At 59.0% G+C, this 19,988-nt stretch carries 20 protein-coding genes and 1 riboswitch; of the genes, 9 read left to right on the plus strand and 11 right to left on the minus strand.

What is annotated here, in order from left to right; translation table 11 throughout:
* Nucleotides 1–26: 26 nt before the first annotated feature.
* Complete coding sequence (locus ACMXYH_RS27185; RefSeq protein WP_415765504.1) at nt 27–1,964, minus strand: DUF1302 domain-containing protein; 1,938 nt, start codon at nt 1,962–1,964, stop codon at nt 27–29.
* 336 nt (nt 1,965–2,300) lie between these two features.
* The gene (locus tag ACMXYH_RS27190; RefSeq protein ID WP_134418979.1) at nt 2,301–3,983 is read right to left on the minus strand and encodes a fatty acid--CoA ligase; all 1,683 of its coding nucleotides are present in this window, start codon (nt 3,981–3,983) and stop codon (nt 2,301–2,303) included.
* Nucleotides 3,984–4,327: 344 nt separating this feature from the next.
* Here ACMXYH_RS27190 and ACMXYH_RS27195 point away from each other — a divergent pair, with 344 nt between their 5' ends.
* Nucleotides 4,328–5,221: a glycosyltransferase family 2 protein gene (locus ACMXYH_RS27195; RefSeq protein ID WP_415765505.1), complete on the plus strand. Its 894-nt coding sequence runs from the start codon at nt 4,328–4,330 to the stop codon at nt 5,219–5,221.
* Nucleotides 5,222–5,236: 15 nt separating this feature from the next.
* Here the strand turns inward: ACMXYH_RS27195 and ACMXYH_RS27200 are convergent, their stop codons facing one another.
* Nucleotides 5,237–5,866, minus strand: coding sequence for a LysE family translocator (locus tag ACMXYH_RS27200; protein WP_129441329.1), 630 nt, complete (start codon nt 5,864–5,866; stop codon nt 5,237–5,239).
* 91 nt (nt 5,867–5,957) lie between these two features.
* Here ACMXYH_RS27200 and ACMXYH_RS27205 point away from each other — a divergent pair, with 91 nt between their 5' ends.
* From ACMXYH_RS27205 to ACMXYH_RS27215, 3 genes are all read left to right on the plus strand, one after another.
* The gene (locus tag ACMXYH_RS27205) at nt 5,958–6,923 is read left to right on the plus strand and encodes a 2-hydroxyacid dehydrogenase (RefSeq protein ID WP_046053416.1); all 966 of its coding nucleotides are present in this window, start codon (nt 5,958–5,960) and stop codon (nt 6,921–6,923) included.
* A gap of 34 nt (nt 6,924–6,957) precedes the next feature.
* A complete protein-coding gene (locus ACMXYH_RS27210) occupies nt 6,958–7,956 on the plus strand; it encodes a methyltransferase (protein ID WP_415765506.1) in 999 nt (332 codons plus the stop codon).
* A gap of 50 nt (nt 7,957–8,006) precedes the next feature.
* A riboswitch (yybP-ykoY riboswitch) is annotated at nt 8,007–8,131 on the plus strand.
* Between the two features lie 88 nt (nt 8,132–8,219).
* Nucleotides 8,220–8,804 (plus strand): TMEM165/GDT1 family protein, encoded by a 585-nt coding sequence (locus ACMXYH_RS27215; RefSeq protein WP_415765507.1) that lies wholly within the window; start codon nt 8,220–8,222, stop codon nt 8,802–8,804.
* A 142-nt stretch (nt 8,805–8,946) separates the two neighbouring features.
* On the opposite strand, the gene ACMXYH_RS27220 is transcribed toward ACMXYH_RS27215, so the two are convergent.
* Nucleotides 8,947–9,762, minus strand: coding sequence for a M48 family metallopeptidase (locus ACMXYH_RS27220; protein WP_134418982.1), 816 nt, complete (start codon nt 9,760–9,762; stop codon nt 8,947–8,949).
* A 273-nt stretch (nt 9,763–10,035) separates the two neighbouring features.
* Here ACMXYH_RS27220 and ACMXYH_RS27225 point away from each other — a divergent pair, with 273 nt between their 5' ends.
* On the plus strand, nt 10,036–12,177 hold the full coding sequence (locus tag ACMXYH_RS27225; RefSeq protein ID WP_415765508.1) for a methyl-accepting chemotaxis protein: 2,142 nt from the start codon (nt 10,036–10,038) through the stop codon (nt 12,175–12,177).
* A gap of 126 nt (nt 12,178–12,303) precedes the next feature.
* On the opposite strand, the gene ACMXYH_RS27230 is transcribed toward ACMXYH_RS27225, so the two are convergent.
* The 3 genes from ACMXYH_RS27230 to ACMXYH_RS27240 are packed head-to-tail and all read right to left on the minus strand — an operon-like array spanning nt 12,304 to nt 13,418.
* Nucleotides 12,304–12,927: an SOS response-associated peptidase gene (locus tag ACMXYH_RS27230; protein WP_046048287.1), complete on the minus strand. Its 624-nt coding sequence runs from the start codon at nt 12,925–12,927 to the stop codon at nt 12,304–12,306.
* A 35-nt stretch (nt 12,928–12,962) separates the two neighbouring features.
* Nucleotides 12,963–13,223 (minus strand): putative signal transducing protein, encoded by a 261-nt coding sequence (locus tag ACMXYH_RS27235; RefSeq protein ID WP_008153386.1) that lies wholly within the window; start codon nt 13,221–13,223, stop codon nt 12,963–12,965.
* A 12-nt stretch (nt 13,224–13,235) separates the two neighbouring features.
* On the minus strand, nt 13,236–13,418 hold the full coding sequence (locus ACMXYH_RS27240; protein ID WP_129441317.1) for a CPXCG motif-containing cysteine-rich protein: 183 nt from the start codon (nt 13,416–13,418) through the stop codon (nt 13,236–13,238).
* Between the two features lie 142 nt (nt 13,419–13,560).
* Here ACMXYH_RS27240 and ACMXYH_RS27245 point away from each other — a divergent pair, with 142 nt between their 5' ends.
* Complete coding sequence (locus tag ACMXYH_RS27245) at nt 13,561–14,724, plus strand: 1-acyl-sn-glycerol-3-phosphate acyltransferase (RefSeq protein ID WP_178082665.1); 1,164 nt, start codon at nt 13,561–13,563, stop codon at nt 14,722–14,724.
* A gap of 35 nt (nt 14,725–14,759) precedes the next feature.
* Here ACMXYH_RS27245 and ACMXYH_RS27250 read toward each other — a convergent pair whose 3' ends face one another.
* Complete coding sequence (locus tag ACMXYH_RS27250; protein WP_415765510.1) at nt 14,760–15,044, minus strand: hypothetical protein; 285 nt, start codon at nt 15,042–15,044, stop codon at nt 14,760–14,762.
* A 190-nt stretch (nt 15,045–15,234) separates the two neighbouring features.
* On the opposite strand from ACMXYH_RS27250, the gene ACMXYH_RS27255 reads away from it, so the two are divergent.
* Nucleotides 15,235–15,441, plus strand: coding sequence for a hypothetical protein (locus ACMXYH_RS27255; protein WP_010458215.1), 207 nt, complete (start codon nt 15,235–15,237; stop codon nt 15,439–15,441).
* A 193-nt stretch (nt 15,442–15,634) separates the two neighbouring features.
* Here ACMXYH_RS27255 and ACMXYH_RS27260 read toward each other — a convergent pair whose 3' ends face one another.
* Complete coding sequence (locus ACMXYH_RS27260; RefSeq protein ID WP_415765511.1) at nt 15,635–16,219, minus strand: YajG family lipoprotein; 585 nt, start codon at nt 16,217–16,219, stop codon at nt 15,635–15,637.
* A 204-nt stretch (nt 16,220–16,423) separates the two neighbouring features.
* Here ACMXYH_RS27260 and ACMXYH_RS27265 point away from each other — a divergent pair, with 204 nt between their 5' ends.
* On the plus strand, nt 16,424–16,657 hold the full coding sequence (locus tag ACMXYH_RS27265; RefSeq protein ID WP_129441310.1) for a hypothetical protein: 234 nt from the start codon (nt 16,424–16,426) through the stop codon (nt 16,655–16,657).
* Nucleotides 16,658–17,396: 739 nt separating this feature from the next.
* Nucleotides 17,397–18,905, plus strand: coding sequence for a malate dehydrogenase (quinone) (mqo, locus tag ACMXYH_RS27270; protein ID WP_134418987.1), 1,509 nt, complete (start codon nt 17,397–17,399; stop codon nt 18,903–18,905).
* Between the two features lie 157 nt (nt 18,906–19,062).
* Here the strand turns inward: mqo and ACMXYH_RS27275 are convergent, their stop codons facing one another.
* Both ACMXYH_RS27275 and ACMXYH_RS27280 read right to left on the minus strand, forming a co-directional pair.
* Nucleotides 19,063–19,350, minus strand: coding sequence for a PA4642 family protein (locus ACMXYH_RS27275; RefSeq protein WP_095130409.1), 288 nt, complete (start codon nt 19,348–19,350; stop codon nt 19,063–19,065).
* A 63-nt stretch (nt 19,351–19,413) separates the two neighbouring features.
* Entirely contained in the window at nt 19,414–19,899 is a 486-nt protein-coding gene (locus ACMXYH_RS27280) for a hypothetical protein (protein ID WP_134418989.1), read from the minus strand.
* Nucleotides 19,900–19,988: the final 89 nt, after the last annotated feature.

A 19,988-nucleotide genomic window follows, 5' to 3' on the forward strand; every position in this document is an offset into this window, starting at 1 on the left:
GTGTGTTCGTCCTGATAATGCAGTGCTTAGAAGTTCACGCCGAAGCTGAGCGCAACGAAATCGCGGTCATCGACGGTGGTGTACTTGCCATCAAAGAAGTTGGTGTAAGCCAGGCTCGCGGTGTAGGTGTTCTGGTACTCGGCATCGACGCCCAGGCTCACCGCTTTGCGACCTTCCTCGAAGTTGCCGCCAGGGCCAGGCGAGTAGCCTTCCACGTCATGAGACCAGGCCACGTTCGGCTTGAGGTTCACACCGGCGAATACGTCGTTGTATTCCCAGATGGCACGACCGCGGTAGCCCCAGGAGTTTGCGGTGGTGAACCCGTCGTTTTCGCAATAGCGACTGACGTTGTTTTGCGGGCCGCCTGCCAGGGTAGAGGTGTTCAATGCCACGCACTGACCACTTGGCAATGGACCAGGGCCGTAGCTTGGGTCACGGCCGTAACGCGCTTTGTTAGTGCTTTCCAGACCACCTACGTGAGTAAAGCCGACCTCGCCCACCAGGGTCAGTCGCTCAGCGCCCATCACCTGGTCGAAGAAGTGAGTAAGGGTCGTCTGGAGCTGGGTCACTTCCTTGCGGCGATAGCCTTTTTGATCCGCCCCTGGCGTACCTTGGAGTACGGAAACGTTAGGGTTCAGAGGTGTCAGACCGGAAAAGAGAATGTCGGTGGTGTTGAGCTGAACCGGAGCATTCGGCCGGTAGCTGACTTCACCACTCCACGCAGTACCTGTCGGTAACGTGGTAGAGAAGCTCAAGCCATACAGGCGAATATCTTCAGGGTACTCGACGTAGTAGCTGGAGTTACCGGCCACATTCAATGGCAACAAGGTCGGTGCCAGGTTACGCGCGACAGCGAGAGGAACACCCCTGGCCACCAGCGAGCCCACCAAGCCCGCCGCGCTGTAAGCGCTCGCTGGAGCACCTTTGCCGCTGAAAATCGGCGCACGGCTGTGGTAGTTCATGAAGTAGGCGCCGAACTCGGTGTCCAGCGGATCGAACATGTATTTGAAGGACACGCCAAATTGACCGCTGTCACGGGCATCGCGATCCGGACCGCGACGAACGATGACGCCTTCATCCGGGTCACCCCAGTTCACGCCCCTGGCAGCGAGGGTGTTGATGGTGGCATTACGCAGCGAAGCCGGCAGCCCTGCAGACGTCAGTGCGCTGTTGAGTCCGTTACGGGTGCGCAGTACGGCCAGGTTGTTGTCGCAGCCATCCGAAATCACGTCCGGCTGCGAGAAGAAAGTGCCGCAGTTGTCGGTAACGGTCTGGTCCCATTCGAGCTGGTAGAAGGCTTCGGTCGAGAGGTTCTCGGTGAGGCTCTGGGACACGTAGAACATGTTGACCGGGATCAGGCCTTCCTTGATCTCGGCACCTGGACGACGGAACGCGGACACGTCGATCGGGTTGATCGAGTTGATACCGCCGCCGATGAAGGTACTTTCACCCCAACTCACTACTTGCTTGCCCAGACGCACGGAACCCGGCTGATCGGCAACGGAGTAGTTGTGGTAGACAAAGGCGTCGAGGATCTGACCGCCGGAGGATTTGGCGCCTTCCTTGCGGTTACTGTCGCTGATGTCTTTGAACTCGCGGCTTTCGTCCTTGAGTTCAAAGTCGTACCAGTATTTGCCACGGACGAAAACGCCGGTATCGCCGTATTTCAATTCAAGGTCATGGATGCCCTTGAAGATCTTGGAGAACGTTTCGCCGCTCTTGAAGTTCAGGTGACCGTCGTCGGAAGTCTGGGACAGGCCGCGGCCGCCGTTGTTGACGCCGATGAGGTTCTTGTTGGCATTTTCAGTAGACCAACTGGCACCGATCGACAGGGACGAGTCGAACTGACCTTCGATTTCACCAACGTTGAAACTGACGCCGAATGCTGGCCCGGCGAGCGTAGAGGCAAGACTGACAGCCAGAGGCAGTTTCGCCCGGCGCCAGAACTGGTTTACTGATGTCATCGACGCTACTCCATGTGCATTATTGTTATGGCAGTGAGCACTTCTAAAAACGCTGTGGATGACTGGGAGCCAAGGTGTCCCTAAGTCATTCCAAAGTTGCATCGCCCCGGTTTGTGCGTTTGCTCCGTTCTTAAAAATCCTTGAGCGGACTATAGCCAGCAGGTAGTACTGCTTGATCCCTCTAAAGTGTGATTTGCAGCTGCCAGCCACTCTGGAACAGTCCTTTGCCAAGCCGACGCCCGTCGGCCCGTCTAGGATGGCTGAAAATTCGGATTTGACAAGCCAAGCGCTTGCTTGGTGGGGCTGGCGTGCCCTTTTGGGCACGCCAAGTGACGCTTAAAGCGTCGAGAGGAAGGTGCTGTTGTTGGCTTGCCATTCGGTGATGTCGACGCGAATACGTTTCTTGTCGAGTTTGCCGACACTGGTCTTGGGAATTTCAGTAACAAGGGCGATCTGGCTCGGGATGGCCCACTTGCTCAGGTGCCCCAACTCCACGAATGGCTTGAGGTGTTCCTTAAGTTCTTTGGCCCCGATCACATGGCCTTCACGGACCACCAGCAAAGCAAACGGACGCTCGCCCCACTGCGGATCGGCAATCCCCACCACTGCTACTTCGCGTACCGCCGCGTGGCGACTGATCAGATCTTCCAGGTCCAGGGAGGAGATCCACTCGCCGCCGGTCTTGATCACGTCTTTGATCCGGTCGCGAATGTCGATCACCCCCATGCTGTCCAGGGTCGCTACATCACCGGTGTGCAGCCAGCCCCCGGCCCAGAGCTCGGCGCCCTTTTGCGGTTCGTTGAAATAACCCTCGGTGAGCCACGGCGCACGCAGCACCAGTTCGCCTTGGGTCTCGCCATCGGCGGGCAGGAAGTTGCCGTCGGTGTCGACGATCGCCGCCTCCACCAATGGCCCCGGTACACCGGCCTTGATCCGGTACGTGGTGCGTTCGTCTTCGGTGCCGGCCATCAGCTCGTCGTTGAGGTGCGCGCACGAGATCAGCGGTCCGGTTTCCGACATGCCGTAAGCGGCGGTCAGCTGAATGCCATTGGCCTTGGCGGCTTCGTACAGCGTGCGGTTCAACGCACTGCCGCCGATCACAATTTTCCAGCCACCAAAGTCGGTACCTTGCGCGGCCTTGGAATTAAGGAGCATTTGCAGAATGGTCGGCACGCAATGGGAAAAGGTGACCTTCTCCTTACGCCACAGCTCCACCAGGTACTCAGGGTCATAGCGACCGGGATAGACCTGCTTGAGCCCGAGCATGGTCGCCACATACGGCAGGCCCCAGGCGTGCACATGGAACATCGGGGTGATCGGCATGTACACGTCGTTGGTGCCCAGCAACCGCACGCTGTCGATGGCGCCCATGATGGTCGACACGCCCATGGTGTGCAGCACCAGTTGCCGATGGGTGAAATACACGCCTTTGGGATTGCCGGTGGTGCCGGTGGTGTAGAACGTGGTCGCGACCGAGTTTTCGTCGAAGTCCTGGAAGTCGTACTGCGTGCTCGCCGCCGCCAGCAACTGCTCGTACTCGCCAATGAGGTTCGGCAAGTCGGCGGTTTTTTCCGGCAGGTCAGTCAGCAGCAGGGTTTTCTGCACCGTGGTCAGGTGCCCGGCAATGGCCTGGTACAACCCGACGAACTCGCTGTTGACCAGCACAAAGCGGTCCTCGGCGTGGTTCATGGTGTAGAGGATCTGTTCCGGTGACAGGCGCACGTTAATGGTGTGGATCACCGCGCCGATCATCGGGATGGCGAACATGCATTCCAGATAACGATGGCTGTCCCAGTCCATCACCGCCACGGTATCCCCGGCCTTGACGCCGGCCGCCGTCAGCACGTTGGCCAGCCTTGCGACCCGTTCGATCAGGGTCGGATAGCTGTAGCGCAACTGGTCGCGGTAAATGATCTCGCGGGTTTTCTCATAACGAGCGCCGGACATCAGCAGCCGTTTAATCAGCAGCGGATACTGGTAAGCGCCTTCGGCTGGGGGGATAACGCGAGTCTGCAACATAAGAGTCCCTTTTCTGACTGCACGGTCGTGGCTGAAAGTAAGCACTTTAGTGCCCTTGGACGCCAGCCAAATCAGCCAAAGGAATGATTTGCAGAACCGGACAAATGCTAGCTTTGCGCCACTACCTGGCGTGTTTCATCGGGAATTCGGGATCTGCGCTGTAAAACGTTGAAACGCATGCGCGCAATACTTGTCTGTGACCCTACGTACGATACGGACACGATGAGCGGATCGGTTGGCAGCCAAACAGTTGTCCAGGTCGCCCAACCCTCCACCTCATCTTCAAGAGAAGGATCTTGTCACTAGACCTGTCTGGTCACACGCCATCGGTATCGCATACAACAATGAGTATTGAACTGACCGCCCCCGAGAACTCCCCATCGACACAAGCGCCCCTGGTTTCCATCGTGGCGTCCTGCTTCAACATGCAAAGATTTCTGGAAGACGCCATCAAGAGCATCTTCGCCCAGGACTACCCGAACTTCGAAGTCATCATCGTGGACGATGGATCCAGCGACGACAGCCTGGCCATACTCAAGCGATTACAACAAACCTATGACTTCCAGCGGTATTCGCAACCGAACCGGGGAGTGAGCGCGGCACTCAACCACGGCTTGCGATACGCCAAAGGCGTCTATGTGTCGACGCCGGACCTGGATGACATCATGTTGCCGGGGTCGGTGCGCATTCGCGCGGAGTATCTGGATCAGCACCCGAACGTCGGCTGCGTGGGCGCGCTGATCACCTACATGGACATCGATGGCAACACCATCAAGCAGCAACAACGCGACAAGATCCACACCTACAACTTCGATCAGGTCCTCAGAGGCGCCGTCGTGATCGGCGCCCCGGTTGCGCTCTATCGCATGAAAGCGATGCGAAGTGCCGACTTCTACGCGCCGAAGCTGCGGGTTCAGGACTTTCAGATGACGTTGCGGATTGCCCGGCTGGGCTATGAGATCCATGAACTGCCGGTCTGCATGACCCGCTATCGCCGCCATGCCAACAACCTGTCGAGAAAGTACCGGATATTGCTCCAGGCGGACCTTGAGGCCATCGAACCGTATGTGAACCATCCCGGCTACCACAGCGCCCGCACCAAACTGGTGAACAAGGCCCTCAAATATGCCGTGGTCGAAGACAAGAAAGAAGCCTGGCAGCTGTTGCGCTCGATTCCCTGGCGGCATCTCAATAGAACCAGCTTCAAACGCTTCAAGCGGCTGGTATTACATCGCTAGCCGCCTCACAGGGCCTCAGTGCATCTCGGTAAACGCGAGTTTCACACCGATGGCGATCAGGACCGCGCCCATGGTCCGATCGAACCAGTGGCCCATCCGGGCAAAACCTGCGCGCACGCGCTGCTGGCTGAACAGCATCGCCACCAGGCAGAACCACACAGCGGTGGCCACCGCGAGGTAGAGGCCGTAGCCCGCCTGTACCGCCAGCGGCGTGTGCGGATTGATCACCACGGTGAACAGTGAGAGGAAGAACAGCGTCGCTTTCGGGTTCAGACCGTTGGTCACGAAACCCGAAGTGAAAGCGCCGCGAGCAGTGCGCTCGCCCGCTTCCTTGTGCAGATCGTCAGCCGCAGGTTGGGCCGGCTGTGCTCGCAGGGCCTTGAAGCCGATGTACAGCAGGTACGCGGCGGCGGCCCATTTCAGGGCATTAAACAACACGATCGATTGGGACACGATCAGGCCAATGCCGAGCAACGAATAGCCGACGTGCAGGAAAATCGCCGTGCCGACACCCAGCGCCGTCCAGGTGCCAGCGCGACGACCATGGGTCACGCTCTCACGCACCACCACGGCAAAGTCCGGGCCGGGGCTGGCCACGGCCAGCAAGTGAATCAGGGCAACGGTCAAAAACTCTGTCCAGTACATGGGGGATCCTTTTGGCCAAGCGTAACTGTTTGTTTCATCTGGTAGGCTCGGCAGATTACGCCTTCAGTTCATTGCACAAAAGGTACAGTTGATGACGAACACTCACCGCGCCGTTTTCCTCGACCACCCGTCCCTGGACCTGGGCGACCTCGACCTCAGCCCGCTGCAAGAGTGTTTCAGCGACTTACAGCTTTTCGCCCAGACCACGCCGGACCAGGTGATCGAACGCCTCAAGGGCGCCACCGTTGCCATCAGCAACAAAATCCTGATCGACGCCGCCGCCATCGCCGCCAGCCCCGAGCTGAAGCTGATACTGATCACCGCCACCGGCACCAACAACGTTGACCTCGCCGCCGCCCGCGCCCACGGGATTACCGTCTGCAACTGCCAGGGTTACGGCACGCCGTCGGTGGCGCAGCACACGATCATGTTGCTGCTCAATCTGGCAACGCGCCTGGCCGATTATCAAAAGGCTGTTGGCGAAGGTCGCTGGCAGCAGGCGAAACAGTTCTGCCTGCTGGATTACCCGATTGTCGAACTGGAAGGCAAAACCCTCGGCCTGCTCGGTCACGGCGAACTGGGCGGCGCGGTCGCACGACTGGCCGAAGCTTTTGGCATGCGCGTGCTGCTCGGTCAGATTCCCGGGCGCCCTGCCCGACCGGATCGTTTGCCACTGGAGGAGCTGCTGCCGCAGATCGACGCGCTGACCCTGCACTGTCCGCTCAACGAACACACGCGCCACTTCATCGGAGCCCGTGAGCTGGCCTCGATGAAACCCGGTGCGTTCGTGGTCAACACCGCACGCGGTGGCCTGATTGACGAACAGGCGTTGGCCGATGCCTTGCGTAACGGTCACCTCGGGGGGGCGGCCACCGATGTGTTGAGCGTCGAGCCACCGACCGCCGGCAATCCGTTGCTGGCCCAAGACATTCCACGGTTGATTGTCACCCCGCACAACGCCTGGGGCAGTCGCGAGGCACGCCAGCGGATCGTGGGCCAGTTGACCGAAAACGCGCAGGGATACTTCAGTGGTAAAGCGCTGCGGGTCGTCAGTTGATAGACTGCGGCACTTTTTTTCACAGGAGCAGAGTATGGATCCGCGCAGTGAAGTACTGCTTCGTCAGGCCGAGTTATTCCAGGGTTCGGTGCTGCTGGCCGGTTTGCCCGCCGATGACCTCCTGGGCCGTCTGCCCGACGCTCATGGCTGGTGCTGGCATGCCGGCGATCAAGCAGCGCTGGATGCCCGCTTCGCCGAGCGCAGCCATTTCGGTGTGACTGTAACGGAGCACGCGTTCGACACCGCCGTGGTGTTTCTGCCCAAGTCCAAGGACCTGACCGACTACATCCTCAACGCCCTCGCCTCCAGACTGGCCGGTCGTGAACTGTATCTGGTGGGTGAAAAACGCAGCGGCATCGAAGGCGCGGCCAAACAACTGAACCCCTTCGGCAAACCGCGTAAGCTCGACAGCGCGCGGCATTGCCAGCTGTGGCAAGTGACCGTGGTCACTGCGCCGCAAGCCAAGTCGCTGGAAAGCCTGGCCCAGACTTATGAGTTGCCGCTGGCCGAAGGTCCGCTAAAAGTCATCAGCCTGCCGGGCGTGTTCAGCCACGGTCGGCTGGATCGCGGCAGCGCACTGTTGCTGGAACATTTGGACAAATTGCCGAGCGGCCATTTGCTGGACTTCGGTTGCGGCGCCGGTGTGTTGGGAGCGGCCGTGAAACGTCGCTATCCACACAACCAGGTCACCTTGCTTGATGTGGATGCGTTTGCCGCCGCCAGCAGTCGCCTGACATTGGCTGCCAACGGTCTGGAAGCTGACGTGATTACCGGTGACGGTATCGACGCAGCACCGATGGGCTTGAGTGCAATTCTGAGCAACCCACCGTTCCATGTCGGCGTTCACACCGACTACTTCGCTACCGAGAACTTGCTGCGAAAAGCGGCCAAACATCTGAAAAATGGTGGCGAACTGCGTTTGGTAGCAAACAGCTTCCTGAAGTACCAGCCGCTGATCGAAGAGCATCTGGGCGTGTGTGCGATCAAGGCTGAAGGACAGGGTTTCAGGATCTACCGAGCCAAACGCGGCTAGAACCTCTTTTAAAAAAGAGGCTTGCCCAATCGGATTTGCCTAGGCAGAATCCGCTCCGTCCTAGGGGAGTAGTCTCCCACGAGCGCCATGCTCGTCCGGCATACGTCAACATACTTGGTCAACAGACCATGGCGTATGCGACCCAAGCGTCCGCATCAGACGGATCGCAGGGTTTGACAAGACCTATGACACGAACACCTTACCCGGGGCGGGAAGGCTGTACGTGTCATAGCCGTGTCGACCCGCCCCCTAGGAAAACCCTGATGCTGGATTCACTTCTCGTTCCCACCGCAATCGTTGCCTTGGCCGAAATCGGCGACAAGACGCAACTGCTCGCGCTTATTCTCGCCGCTCGCTTTCGCAAACCCTGGCCGATCATCGCCGGTATCGTCGCTGCAACCCTGGCCAACCACGCGGCAGCCGGTGCGGTAGGCGCCTGGGTCGGTAGTTTCTTCTCGAATGCGACGCTGCACTGGATCCTCGCCGCGAGCTTCACCGCGACCGCATTGTGGACCCTGGTGCCGGACAAGATGGATGACGACGAAGCCAGCACCGCCCGCAAGTTCGGACCGTTCCTGACCACGTTGATCGCGTTTTTCCTTGCGGAGATGGGCGACAAGACGCAAGTCGCCACGGTGATGCTCGCTGCGCAATACCCGGAACTGTGGCTGGTGATCATCGGCACTACCGCCGGCATGTTGATTGCCAACGTGCCAGTGGTTTTGGCGGGTAACTTTGCCGCGGATAAATTGCCGTTGATGTTAATTCGTCGCCTGGCGGCGTCGGCATTCTTCATCCTCGCCATTGTCGCGGTGTACAAGGCGATGCAGAGCAGCGGTTGGGTCTGATGCGGTAGGTCTATAGACCGCGTTATCGTTCTTCGCGAGCAAGCCCACTCCCACATTCGACCGCATGCTCTGGAAGAACTCGGTCAAATGTGGGAGCGGGCTTGCTCGCGAAGGCGTCAGTGGCCTCACCACATGACTATCATTATTTCTTGGCTTTCTCGTACAGCGGCATGACTTTCGGGATCGCCGCCTGCAACGAAGCAATACGACTCGCCGACGCCGGGTGAGTGCTCATGAACTCCGGCGACGAACCTTCCGAAATCTTGGTCATCTTGTTCCACAGGGTGATCGCGGCGTTCGGGTTGTAACCGGCGCGAGCGGCCAGTTCCAGGCCGATCAGGTCCGCCTCGTTTTCATTGGCGCGACTGTTGGGCAAGGTCATGCCGTAGTTGGCCACAGTGTCCGCCAGCGCCAGGCTGTCCTGACCCAGACCGAACAAGGCACCGGCGCCCTGTTTGGCCATTTCGATGCCGTAAGCCTTGGACATCGCTTCACGACCATGCTCGCGCAGGGCGTGGGCGATTTCGTGGCCCATGATCGCGGCGATCTCATCATCGGTCAGTTGCAGTTTGTCGATCAGGCCGGTGTAGAAAATGATCTTGCCGCCAGGCCCGCAATTGGCGTTGAGCTCGTCGCTCTTGATCAGGTTGACTTCCCATTTCCATTGGGCCGAATCCGGACGAAAAACCGGCGCCTGGGCAATCAGCCGGTCGGCAATCGCCTGGACACGTCTGGCCTCGTTACTGGTCTTGTCCAGCACGCCTTTGGTGTTCGCCTCGCCGACAGTCTTTTGATAAGACTGGGCGTACATCTGGTTGACCTCGTCGGTCGACAGCATGCTGAACATGTACTGTTTGCGCTCAACGCCCACCGCGCCACCGCTGGTGGTGTTGACCGACTGACAACCGGCGAGGAGCAAACCTGCGCTCAGCGCACACAAAACCAATGTCTTGTTCATCAAAAATCTCTCTGAAAACATGCCGCGTATCCTAGGCGGTGAATTGTATCGGCGCCAGATACATCAGACATTCAGACGCATATTTCGGACAAAGCTCCCGTCGCCGCAGGAAAAAATTCACATAACCTCATCCGCCACGGCCGGTCCGGTCCCGCAATGATTCATTTGCGACATCAACCTCTCCAAAACAGCCAATTCGTCACCGCCCGCTCATGGTCATCCAGCCCCCTGCCGATACAGCACCGCAGACGTCCTCTTGCGTGCGGAGCACCCATGAAATTCAAGTCGATCCAGTTTTCTGTGGCGGCCCTCGCCGGCGCCATCGTTCTTAGTGTCGTGGCAGCCCTGGTGCTGTACGCGTTGTTTTCCGGCGCACGGACACAAGACATGGTCCAGCAGCGGACCCAGGCACAATTCGAGCAAGTCATCGAACAACGCCTGACGTCACTGGCGCAAACCCAGGTCAGTCAGATCCAGCGCGAGCTCGAAGCGCCACTGCTGATTACCGGCGGACTGGTGCGAGTCAACGCATTGATCGGCACACCGGGCGCCGATGGCCAGCCACAGTTGAACCTGAGCCGTGAGCAATTGATCAGCCTGATCAAGGAAAACGTCGTCAAGAACCCGAAAATTCTCGGCACCTATATCGGCTGGGAAAAAAACGCCCTCGATCACAACGACGCGGCCTACGTCGCCACCCAGGTGGTCGGCATCGACGCCAGCAACGGCCGCTTCCTGCCTTGGTGGTTCCGCAACGAAGACGGCAGCCTGGGCCTGGACAAACTGGTGGACGTCGACGACCAGAAAACCCTGTCCACCGGCGTACGCGCCAGCGAGTACTACCTGTGCTCGAAAGAAACCAAAAAATCCTGCGTGATCGATCCGGCACCCTACAAGGTCGGCGACAAGATCGTCATGCTCGCCTCCTTTATAGAACCGATCATGCTCAACGGGGCCTTCCAGGGCATCGTCGGCGCCGACCTCTCGGTGAACTTCATCCAGGAAATGCTCCTCGGCGCGAATCAGAAGTTGTACAGCGGCGCGGGTGAAATGGCCCTGATTGGCGGCAACAGCCGGATCGTTGCCTACACCAAGGACCCGAGCAAATTCGGCGAGAAGGTCAGCGACATCCTCGACAGCCAGCAGATCGCCAACATGGCCAATCTCAAGCGCGGCGAAGTCACCTACACCGTCGACAAAGCCCAGGGCCGGATCGAGTTGTACCTGCCGTTCGGTATTGGCCAGACCGACGCTCGCTGGACCCTCATGCTGCAATTGCCGCTGAACGCGGTGATGGCCGACCTGCAAAAACTTCAGGGCGATCTGGACGCCCAGCGCAAGTCCGACACCTTCGGCATGGCCATGGTCGGCTTGTTGATTGCCGGTATCGGCTTGCTGGTGATCTGGCTGGTGGGGCACGGCATTGCCCGGCCGCTGAAGCAGATGGTTGCCATGCTCGACGACATCGCTCAGGGCGAAGGTGACCTGACTCGACGCCTGACCAGCGACCGCGCCGACGAATTGGGCTCGATCGCCAAAGGCTTCAACACCTTCCTGGCCAAGTTGCAGGTGATGATCACCCAGGTGGTGACTTCGGTGCAGAGCGTCAGTGATTCGTCGGAACACACCGCCGACATCGCCATCCGCACCAACATCGGCGTGCACAAGCAAATGGCCGAGATTGATCAGGTGGCCACGGCGGTGCATGAAATGACAGCGACCGCTCAGGATGTGGCACGCAACGCGACTCAGGCTGCGCAAGCCGCCAGCCATGCCGATCAAGCAGCGGCGCAGGGCATGCAAATCGTGCGCGATACGTCGAACTCGATTGGCGTGCTGGCGATAGAAATCGGTAAGGCTGTCGGCGTGGTGCAAACCTTGGCCAAGGACAGCGAGAACATCAATGCGATCCTGACGGCGATTCGCGGGATCGCCGAACAGACCAACCTGCTGGCCTTGAACGCGGCCATCGAAGCGGCGCGAGCCGGCGAACAGGGACGCGGTTTTGCAGTGGTGGCCGATGAAGTGCGCAACCTGGCGCAGAAAACCCAGAAGGCCACTGAAGAAATCCAGACCATGATCCAGCAGCTGCAACAAGGCACCCGCGATGTGGTGCGGGTGATGGAGGACAGTCAGAACCGTACCGACGAAAGCGTGCAGCACGCGGCGAAAGCGGCCGAGGCGCTGGAGACGATTACTCAGGCGGTGTCGGTGATCAACGACATGAACACCCAGATTGCCAGTGCGGCTGAGGAGCAGAGTGCGGTGGCTGACGACATTAATCGGAACGTGATCAACATCGGGCAAGTGGCCAATGAAGTGGCTGGCGGGGCGGATGAATCGAGTGCGGCCAGTGCGGATCTGACCAAGCTGGCTGAGCAGCAGCGGCGGTTGATCAATCAGTTCAAGGTCTGATCAAAGGACCCCTTCGCGAGCAAGCCCGCTCCCACAAGGGACTCCCTGTGAACACATTATTTGTGAACACTAAAAGTCAAATGTGGGAGCGAGCTTGCTCGCGATGGCGGCGGTACAAGCGCCCAATCAGCCGGGGGTAAGACACTCCGGCCCATTAAGCTTCGGATCATTCACCAGATTCGCCAACACCCGCTCGCGCAACGCCGCGGGTTCACTGGCGAGCAACGCTTGCAAGGCATGCAACGGCGTCTCTGGATTGAGCCACGCCTCCTGCCCCGCCGCATCGAGAATCAACGGCCGGCGCTGACTCGCCGCCGGCTGCGTGATCACCGCTGTACTCAACCACACCTGCTCCTGCACTGGATACGCTTCCCAAATCGCCGCAAAGAACAGCGTCGAGCCCTCCCCCGGTGTCAGCCAGTACGGTCGCTTGCGGGTCGTGCCGCGCCATTCGTAAAAACCATTGGCCGGCAGCAAGCAACGGCGTTCGCGCAGGGCCTGGCGAAACATCGGTTGTTCGGCAACGGTTTCGGCCCGGGCATGGGCTGGCGTACGGGACAAATCGGTCAGCCACGGCGGCGTCAACCCCCAGCGCGCTCGGGCCAACTCACGCTGACCGTCAACACCCGCGCGCAGCATCAACACCGAATCGTTGGGAGAAATATTCCACTGGGCCTGCTGATCGGCGGGGAAACCAGGCAGGGCCGCGAAGGCGGGGTTCCAGCGAAACAGGGCATAACGTCCACACATGGGGCAACACGACTCTTGATAAAACGAACGTCAGCCTAACAGACCAGCGTGCCGGGAAAACTTTCCGGTTCATCGCCTGGCAGTGGCAGCGCGGCATTGTACGCGGTGATCAACTCCCGGGCGTACTCGGCCTCGTCGTTATCGACTGACAGGCCCAGCAGGCCAAAGATCGGCAATTCGCCGCTGCCACCGAGCAAATCGCGCCCCACCAGATGCGCTTCGATGCCCTCGCTGGCCAACATGCTTTGCAGCAACTCACCTTCCATGAGGTTTTCCGGCTCGTAGATTCGCTGCATGGGGTGCCCCTTTCATTCGTTTTCGCTGTGAACTTCGAGCAACCATTCGTGACCGTCAGTCTGCAGAACAAACGTGATGGGGCGACAACACACCGGACAGTCTTCGATATAGGTCTGATCGCCACCGGACAAGTCCAGAACGGCCTCAGCCTCTTCACCACAATACGGACATTCGTAGCGCTCGGTTTCCAGCATCGCGGTCTCCCAGGTGACTTGTGCGTATAATCGCCGGTCTATTTGCAGGGCTATTTTTGTCTGGCTAACTTTTCAAACCGTGCCCCGTTGGTTTTCGATCAAAACCTTTACTTACCCTAGCCGTTTCTAACAAGAGAGCATGATGGGCGAATTCGATGCCATCCGACCTTACAATGACAGCGAAGTCCCGGCAGTGCTGGACCGGCTGCTCGGCGACAAGGCGTTTCTAGATATCCTCATCCACTTCCGCTTCCCGCGTTTTGCCGGTGCTTTCGGCTGGATGCTCAAACCTCTTATAGCTCATCGGCTGCGCCGTGAGTTCGCTGACGTCACGTCGGTGGCCACGTTGCAGGATAAAGTCGAGATGTACGTCGACCACACCATCGAGCGAGCCACGGACGGGGTGACGTACACCGGCGTCGAACAGTTCAAGTCCGGCAGCGCCTACCTGTTCATTGCCAACCACCGCGACATCGTGATGGACCCGGCCTTCGTCAACTACGCCGTGTACCACGCCGGCCTGCCGACACCGCGTATCGCGATCGGCGACAACCTGCTGCAAAAGCCCTTCGTCAGCGATCTGATGCGCCTGAACAAGAGCTTTATCGTGCACCGTTCGATCACCGGTCGCCGCGAGAAGATGGCGGCGTATCAGCTGCTGTCGGCCTACATCAACCACTCGATCCGCAAGGATTGCGCCTCGATCTGGATCGCCCAGGCCGAAGGCCGGGCCAAGGACGGCGACGACCGCACCGAGTCGGCCATCCTCAAGATGTTCCACATGAGCCGCAAGGACGAGCCGTTCGGCGAAGTCATTCGTTCGCTGAACGTCACCCCGGTGTCGATCAGCTACGAATATGACCCGTGCGATCAAGCCAAGGCGCGCGAGCTGTTCATCCGCGCCACCACCGGCAGCTACACCAAAGTGCCGGGCGAGGACGATGTGAGCATCGCCAAGGGCATCACCGGCTACAAGGGCCGGGTGCATGTGAACTTCGCCTCGCCGATCACCGAGCTGTTCGACGACACCAAGCAATTGGCGATCGAGATGGACCGGCAGATCCTCGGCGGCTACCGCCTGTTCCCGGTGCACTACCTGGCCTACGCCCAGTGGAAAGACGCCGACCCGCAATTGCAGGTGCCGAAAGCCTCTGAAGTGTTTGCGGCCGACGAACTGGCCAAGGCTCAGGAGCAATGGCAACAGCGTCTGGACGCGTGCCCTGAGGAGCATCGTCCGTTCATGGTCCTGCAATACGCGACGCCGGTGCGCAATCAGTACCGTGTGAAAGCAGGTTTGCCGCTGTAAGGTTTTTTTGAAGCGATCTTTTGCTTTTTAGCGATTCAAACCCGAGTGCTGATCCACGACACCAGCAGCGCCAACCCCAGGCAGGCAAAACCGAAACGATAGAAAAACCGGTTCATGCGCAAGGTCGCGCCGTCCAGCATCAACATCGGTTCATCGATACGACGGCTCTGGCTTTGCGCTTCGAGAGTGGCCAACGCGCGCTGTTCGCGGCGACGAGTGGCATGCAGCAACCATCCGCCCGGGAAGGCAAACAACAAGGCCAACAGGTTGATCAACTTGGCGGGATGGTTGGTAAATAGCGAAATCAAATGCAACGACATCACGGACCTCAGCAAAACAGGTGGCAGACGCCGAACCGACGACCGCGGCGCGAATTCTACCGAAAGCCTCCCCTCCTGCCCTTGCTTTCCGACAAATAACGAACCATTTGACCGATTCCTGTCCTGTGTCACGGCGCCGTCATCTGAACACGCCAGTCTGGCGCCCCTCGAAACCGACACGGAAACCGTCATGCTGCACGCCGAAAACCAGGATCGCCTCTACCTTATTGCCCAAAGCGACGAACAACAAAACCTCGTTGGCAGCCTCGCCTTCAACGTTCAGGACCGCCACTGGTTGGTGTATTGCGCATTGGGTGGGCATCAGCATGCGGATTTGCCGGAGACGGATTTGCTGACGGGCGTGAGTGTTCTGGATTTTTATTCGCAGGCCGCCTGACACCGCTGAACCCTTGTGGGAGTGGGCTTGCTCGCGAAGGCGGTGTGTCAGCTGCATTGATGTTGACTGACACTCCGCCTTCGCGAGCAAGCCCGCTCCCACAGTTGTTCAGTGCAGGTCCGTGGGAAATTGACAGACATGAAAAAGCCCGGGGCCATTGCTGGCACCGGGCTTTTTTGAATCCAGCGAACGTTTATTCGCCGAGAATCTGACCAATCGTCGGATCCTTGAACAGACGCGTCAACGCATCGCTCAACACATCGCTGACCAGCTTGGTATTGGTTTCCTGATTCGGCGCCATACCAAAACGCTGATCCAGGGACGCACCGTAACGACCGCTGTAACGACGATTGGAATTTTGCACATCGGAGCGGAACGTCGCGCCAATGGTGGCCTCAGTCACATACATGCCTTCTTTAGGCGACTGATACTTCAGCTCGGCCAGGGTCACGGTCAACTGCGGAGCATTCAGCGCATTGGAGGTTGGGGTGAAGCCCAATAACCGCACGGCTGCTTCGGCCTGAGCCTGCAACTTCGGCAGAATTTGCGCGCCCTGCACGGTGATCGCGCTGGTTTCAGGGTACAGGCCACCACGGGTGCCCAAAGTCGGCGACGGACGACCGTCCACCACACGCACCACCACCGGCTGACCATGGCCGACCGGTGCCAGCTGAGTCGTCAGCTTGGGTTCCGGATTCAGTTGTTGCGGGCTGTGGGCGCAGCCAACCAGGGTCAAACTGGTCACAGTGATCAAACCGAACAACAGGCGTTGCAACATGCTCTTCTCTCCAGAATCAGGCACAAACAGGCCCGCAGTATAGCGGTGCGCCACTGCGGCTAACTAGAGCCCTTCAGTGATTACTGAAATGTCTGACAAACCCTTGGGAAGCGGGTTCCTGTCACATAGATGTCACCGCCCATACACTTGCACGTCACGGTTTGCTAGCTATCTTCATAGCAGTCACCTACAAGGTACTTCGCCATGCGCTATCTCATCTCGCTGTTCAACCCTCGCCCTCTGCATCGCTGCTTCGCCCTGCTCGACCGCAACGGCCACTGCCAGGCATTCAAACAGTGCAGCCTCCAGCCGATGGGCGATGGCTGGGTCGAAATCGAAGAAATCCGTCTCAACTGGCTGCACCATCCCCTGCCCCCTAGCGCCCGTGTCAACCAGCGCCAGCCACGTGCGCGGGCTCAACACCTGTGGACCACCTGACCGAGCACCTAATAAAAGTCATTAAACACGACCATTTCCCTGCGTTTCTTCGCTACAATCTCCCCCCGATTATAAGGACGTCTCCTGATCGGGCCTCGCAGCATCGTCAATGCGCTTGTATTGACACCCCGCACCGCCCACAGAGAGCCGCCCACACAGATCGAGTGAAGCTGGCGCGCTTGCTGTTCCTTGAGCAAAACCCCCACTTTTCGCGAATCTGCAGAGCTGTCATTACGCTCGGTCACTGAGCTGTTTGCCCGTTTTGCCTGTCATGTATCCCATGGCGGCAATCCATCCGGGCACGGTGCCAGGCTGGGGCAGCCCTTTTTTGAGGTTCACGTCTTCAAAAGAGCGTGAAAAAAACGGGTTTTCACAACTTCACAAGAGTGTGGCGAGCAAATGAATAGTTTTGCGTCTGAATATGCACCATTAGCGTCTGAAACAGCCCAACGACACAGGACCGAGTACGCCTCGAACACCGGAGCCTGAAGCCTGTCCTCTACGGATTTGGTTGCACAAACGGATGTATCGACCATAAGTCGAATTGCCAGCCGCGCGTTGAAGTGAGTTCATGTAACTCTTTTAGACCCGGCCGGTAGCGTCCGTCGAAGTTGCGAAAAATTGCGAAGATTCGGACATGGCGATACTGCCATGGATACCTGGGGCATCACTGACACGCCCCTGAACGCCTGGCAGCCATGCCGACAATTTGGTGCTGCAGATTTTGGAGACGCGTTAAATGGCGCATAACGAAGCAGTCGACGTAGTACTGGTTGGGGCCGGCATCATGAGTGCCACCCTCGCTGTACTGCTCAAAGAGCTCGACCCCGCGATCAAGCTGGAAGTCGTCGAGCTGATGGATTCCGGTGCCGCGGAGAGTTCGAACCCGTGGAACAACGCCGGTACCGGTCACGCCGGGCTGTGTGAGCTCAACTACACGCCGCAGGCCGCCGACGGCACCGTCGACATCAAGAAAGCCGTGCACATCAACACCCAGTTCGAGGTGTCGAAGCAGTTCTGGTCCTATCTGACCAAGAAAAGCACCTTCGGCTCGTGCAAGACGTTCATCAGCCCGGTGCCACACCTGAGCTTCGTCCAGAACGACGATGGCGTTTCCTTCCTCAAGGAACGCTTCAAGACGCTGAGCAAGCACCACGCCTTCTCGGACATGGAATACACCGAAGACAAGGCCACCATGGCCGAGTGGATGCCGCTGATGATGCCTGGCCGGCCGGCCGACGAAGTCGTCGCCGCCACCCGCGTCATGAACGGCACCGACGTCAACTTCGGCGCCCTGACCAATCAACTGCTCAAGCACCTGACCAGCGCACCCGATGCCCAGGTCAAGTACTGCAAGCGCGTGACCGGCCTCAAGCGTAACGGCAGCGGCTGGACCGTCAGCATCAAGGACGTCAACAGCGGTAATTCCCGTGACGTCGACGCGAAATTCGTGTTCCTCGGCGCCGGTGGCGCGGCACTGCCGCTGCTGCAAGCTTCGGGCATCGAAGAAAGTAAAGGCTTCGGCGGCTTCCCGATCAGTGGCCAGTGGCTGCGTTGCGACAACCCGGAAGTGGTCAAACACCACCAGGCCAAGGTTTACAGCCAGGCGGCCGTGGGTTCGCCTCCGATGTCGGTGCCGCACCTGGACACCCGCGTCGTCGATGGCAAGAAGTCCCTGCTGTTCGGACCTTACGCCGGTTTCACCACCAAGTTCCTCAAGCACGGCTCCTTCATGGACCTGCCGATGTCGGTTCGCGCCGGCAACATCGGCCCGATGCTGGCCGTGGCGAAAAACAACATGGACCTGACCAAGTACCTGGTCAGCGAAGTGATGCAGTCGATGGAGCAGCGCCTGGATTCCCTGCGTCGCTTCTACCCTGAAGCGAAAGCCGAAGACTGGCGCCTGGAAGTGGCCGGCCAACGGGTGCAGATCATCAAGAAAGACCCGAAAAAGGGCGGCGTTCTGCAGTTCGGTACCGAACTGGTCGCGGCCAAGGACGGTACCCTTGCTGCCCTGCTCGGCGCTTCGCCAGGTGCGTCGGTGACTGTTTCGATCATGCTGGAACTGATCGAGAAATGCTTCCCGAACAAAGCTTCCGGTGAATGGGCTGCCAAGTTGGCGGAAATCTTCCCGGCTCGGGAAAAGGTTCTGGAAACCGACGCTGCGCTGTATCGCAAGATCAATGTGCAGAACAACGTCGCGCTGGAACTGGTTGAAGCCAGCAACGAGACCGAAAGCTACGCTTGATTCGGCCGCATAAAAAACGCCCCGTTCTCATTGAGAGCGGGGCGTTTTTTTGTGCCGCTCAAAAGATCGCAGCCTCGCTACGCTCGACAGCTCCTACAGGTATGAGCGAACCATTTGTAGGAGCTGTCGAGCGTAGCGAGGCTGCGATCTGTTGATCTTAACCGCGAGCCTTTTCGATCAGTTCGATGTACTCGGCCGCGTTGCGCTGATCCTTGATCAGGGCGACGAAGTCATTGCCGTGCTCATCCTTGCCGTCCAGATCCAGACCGGCTTCGACGAAGAACGTCAGAAAACGCTCGAAGTCATCGATGCGCAGGCCGCGATAGGCCTTGATCAGTTTGTGCAGCGACGGCGACGTGGCGTCGACCGGTTCGAAATCGAGGAACAGCTTGATCTGCTCATCGCCGATCTCGTCACCAATCACTTGCTTCTTATCTTTACGCATTGCCGACTCCAGCTCGCAGACATTTCACGGGGCGGGCAGTTTACCCCTCCCTTGCCACCGGGCTCAACGCGGACGAACAGCGCCCGTGTGCAGATCGGCCCAGATATGGCCGTTGGCGTAGCTGAGGAACTGGCAATACACCGTGTCATTGCGCAACAAGTCGATCACCACCCGGTACTGGGCCATCGGGTAAAACAGCGTCAGGGTTTTGCTCTTTTCGTCAAAGATCGGCTTTTTCAGGCTTTTGCTTTCGCCATCGAAATTGACCAGCACCTGGTTGATGGTCGCGCCCTTGTTCAAGGATTTGCCCTTGAGACGGATCAGCAATGGTGAGGTCACCGGAATCGGCTGCTGGTTGGACTGGCGCTGGCTGCCGACCACCACCGAGTACTCGGTAACCTGCAACAGCTGTTGTTGCTCGGGCTCCGCGTCACGCAGGGTCAGGTCATCGGGGGGCAGGAACTGCGCGTGCATCGGCGCCGGGGCGGCAGCCAGAGGCAGGCTGACGGTCAGCAACAGGGCGGCGCAGCTGCGGATCAAAAGGCTCATGACAGGCTCCGGAGGGCGGGGCCGAGCACTCTAGCATGGGCATACGAATATGAATCTGTGAATACAGATCCCTGTGGGAGCGGGCTTGC

This window comes from Pseudomonas frigoris (assembly GCF_047758635.1).
GTDB classification, from domain to species: Bacteria; Pseudomonadota; Gammaproteobacteria; order Pseudomonadales; family Pseudomonadaceae; genus Aquipseudomonas; species Aquipseudomonas frigoris.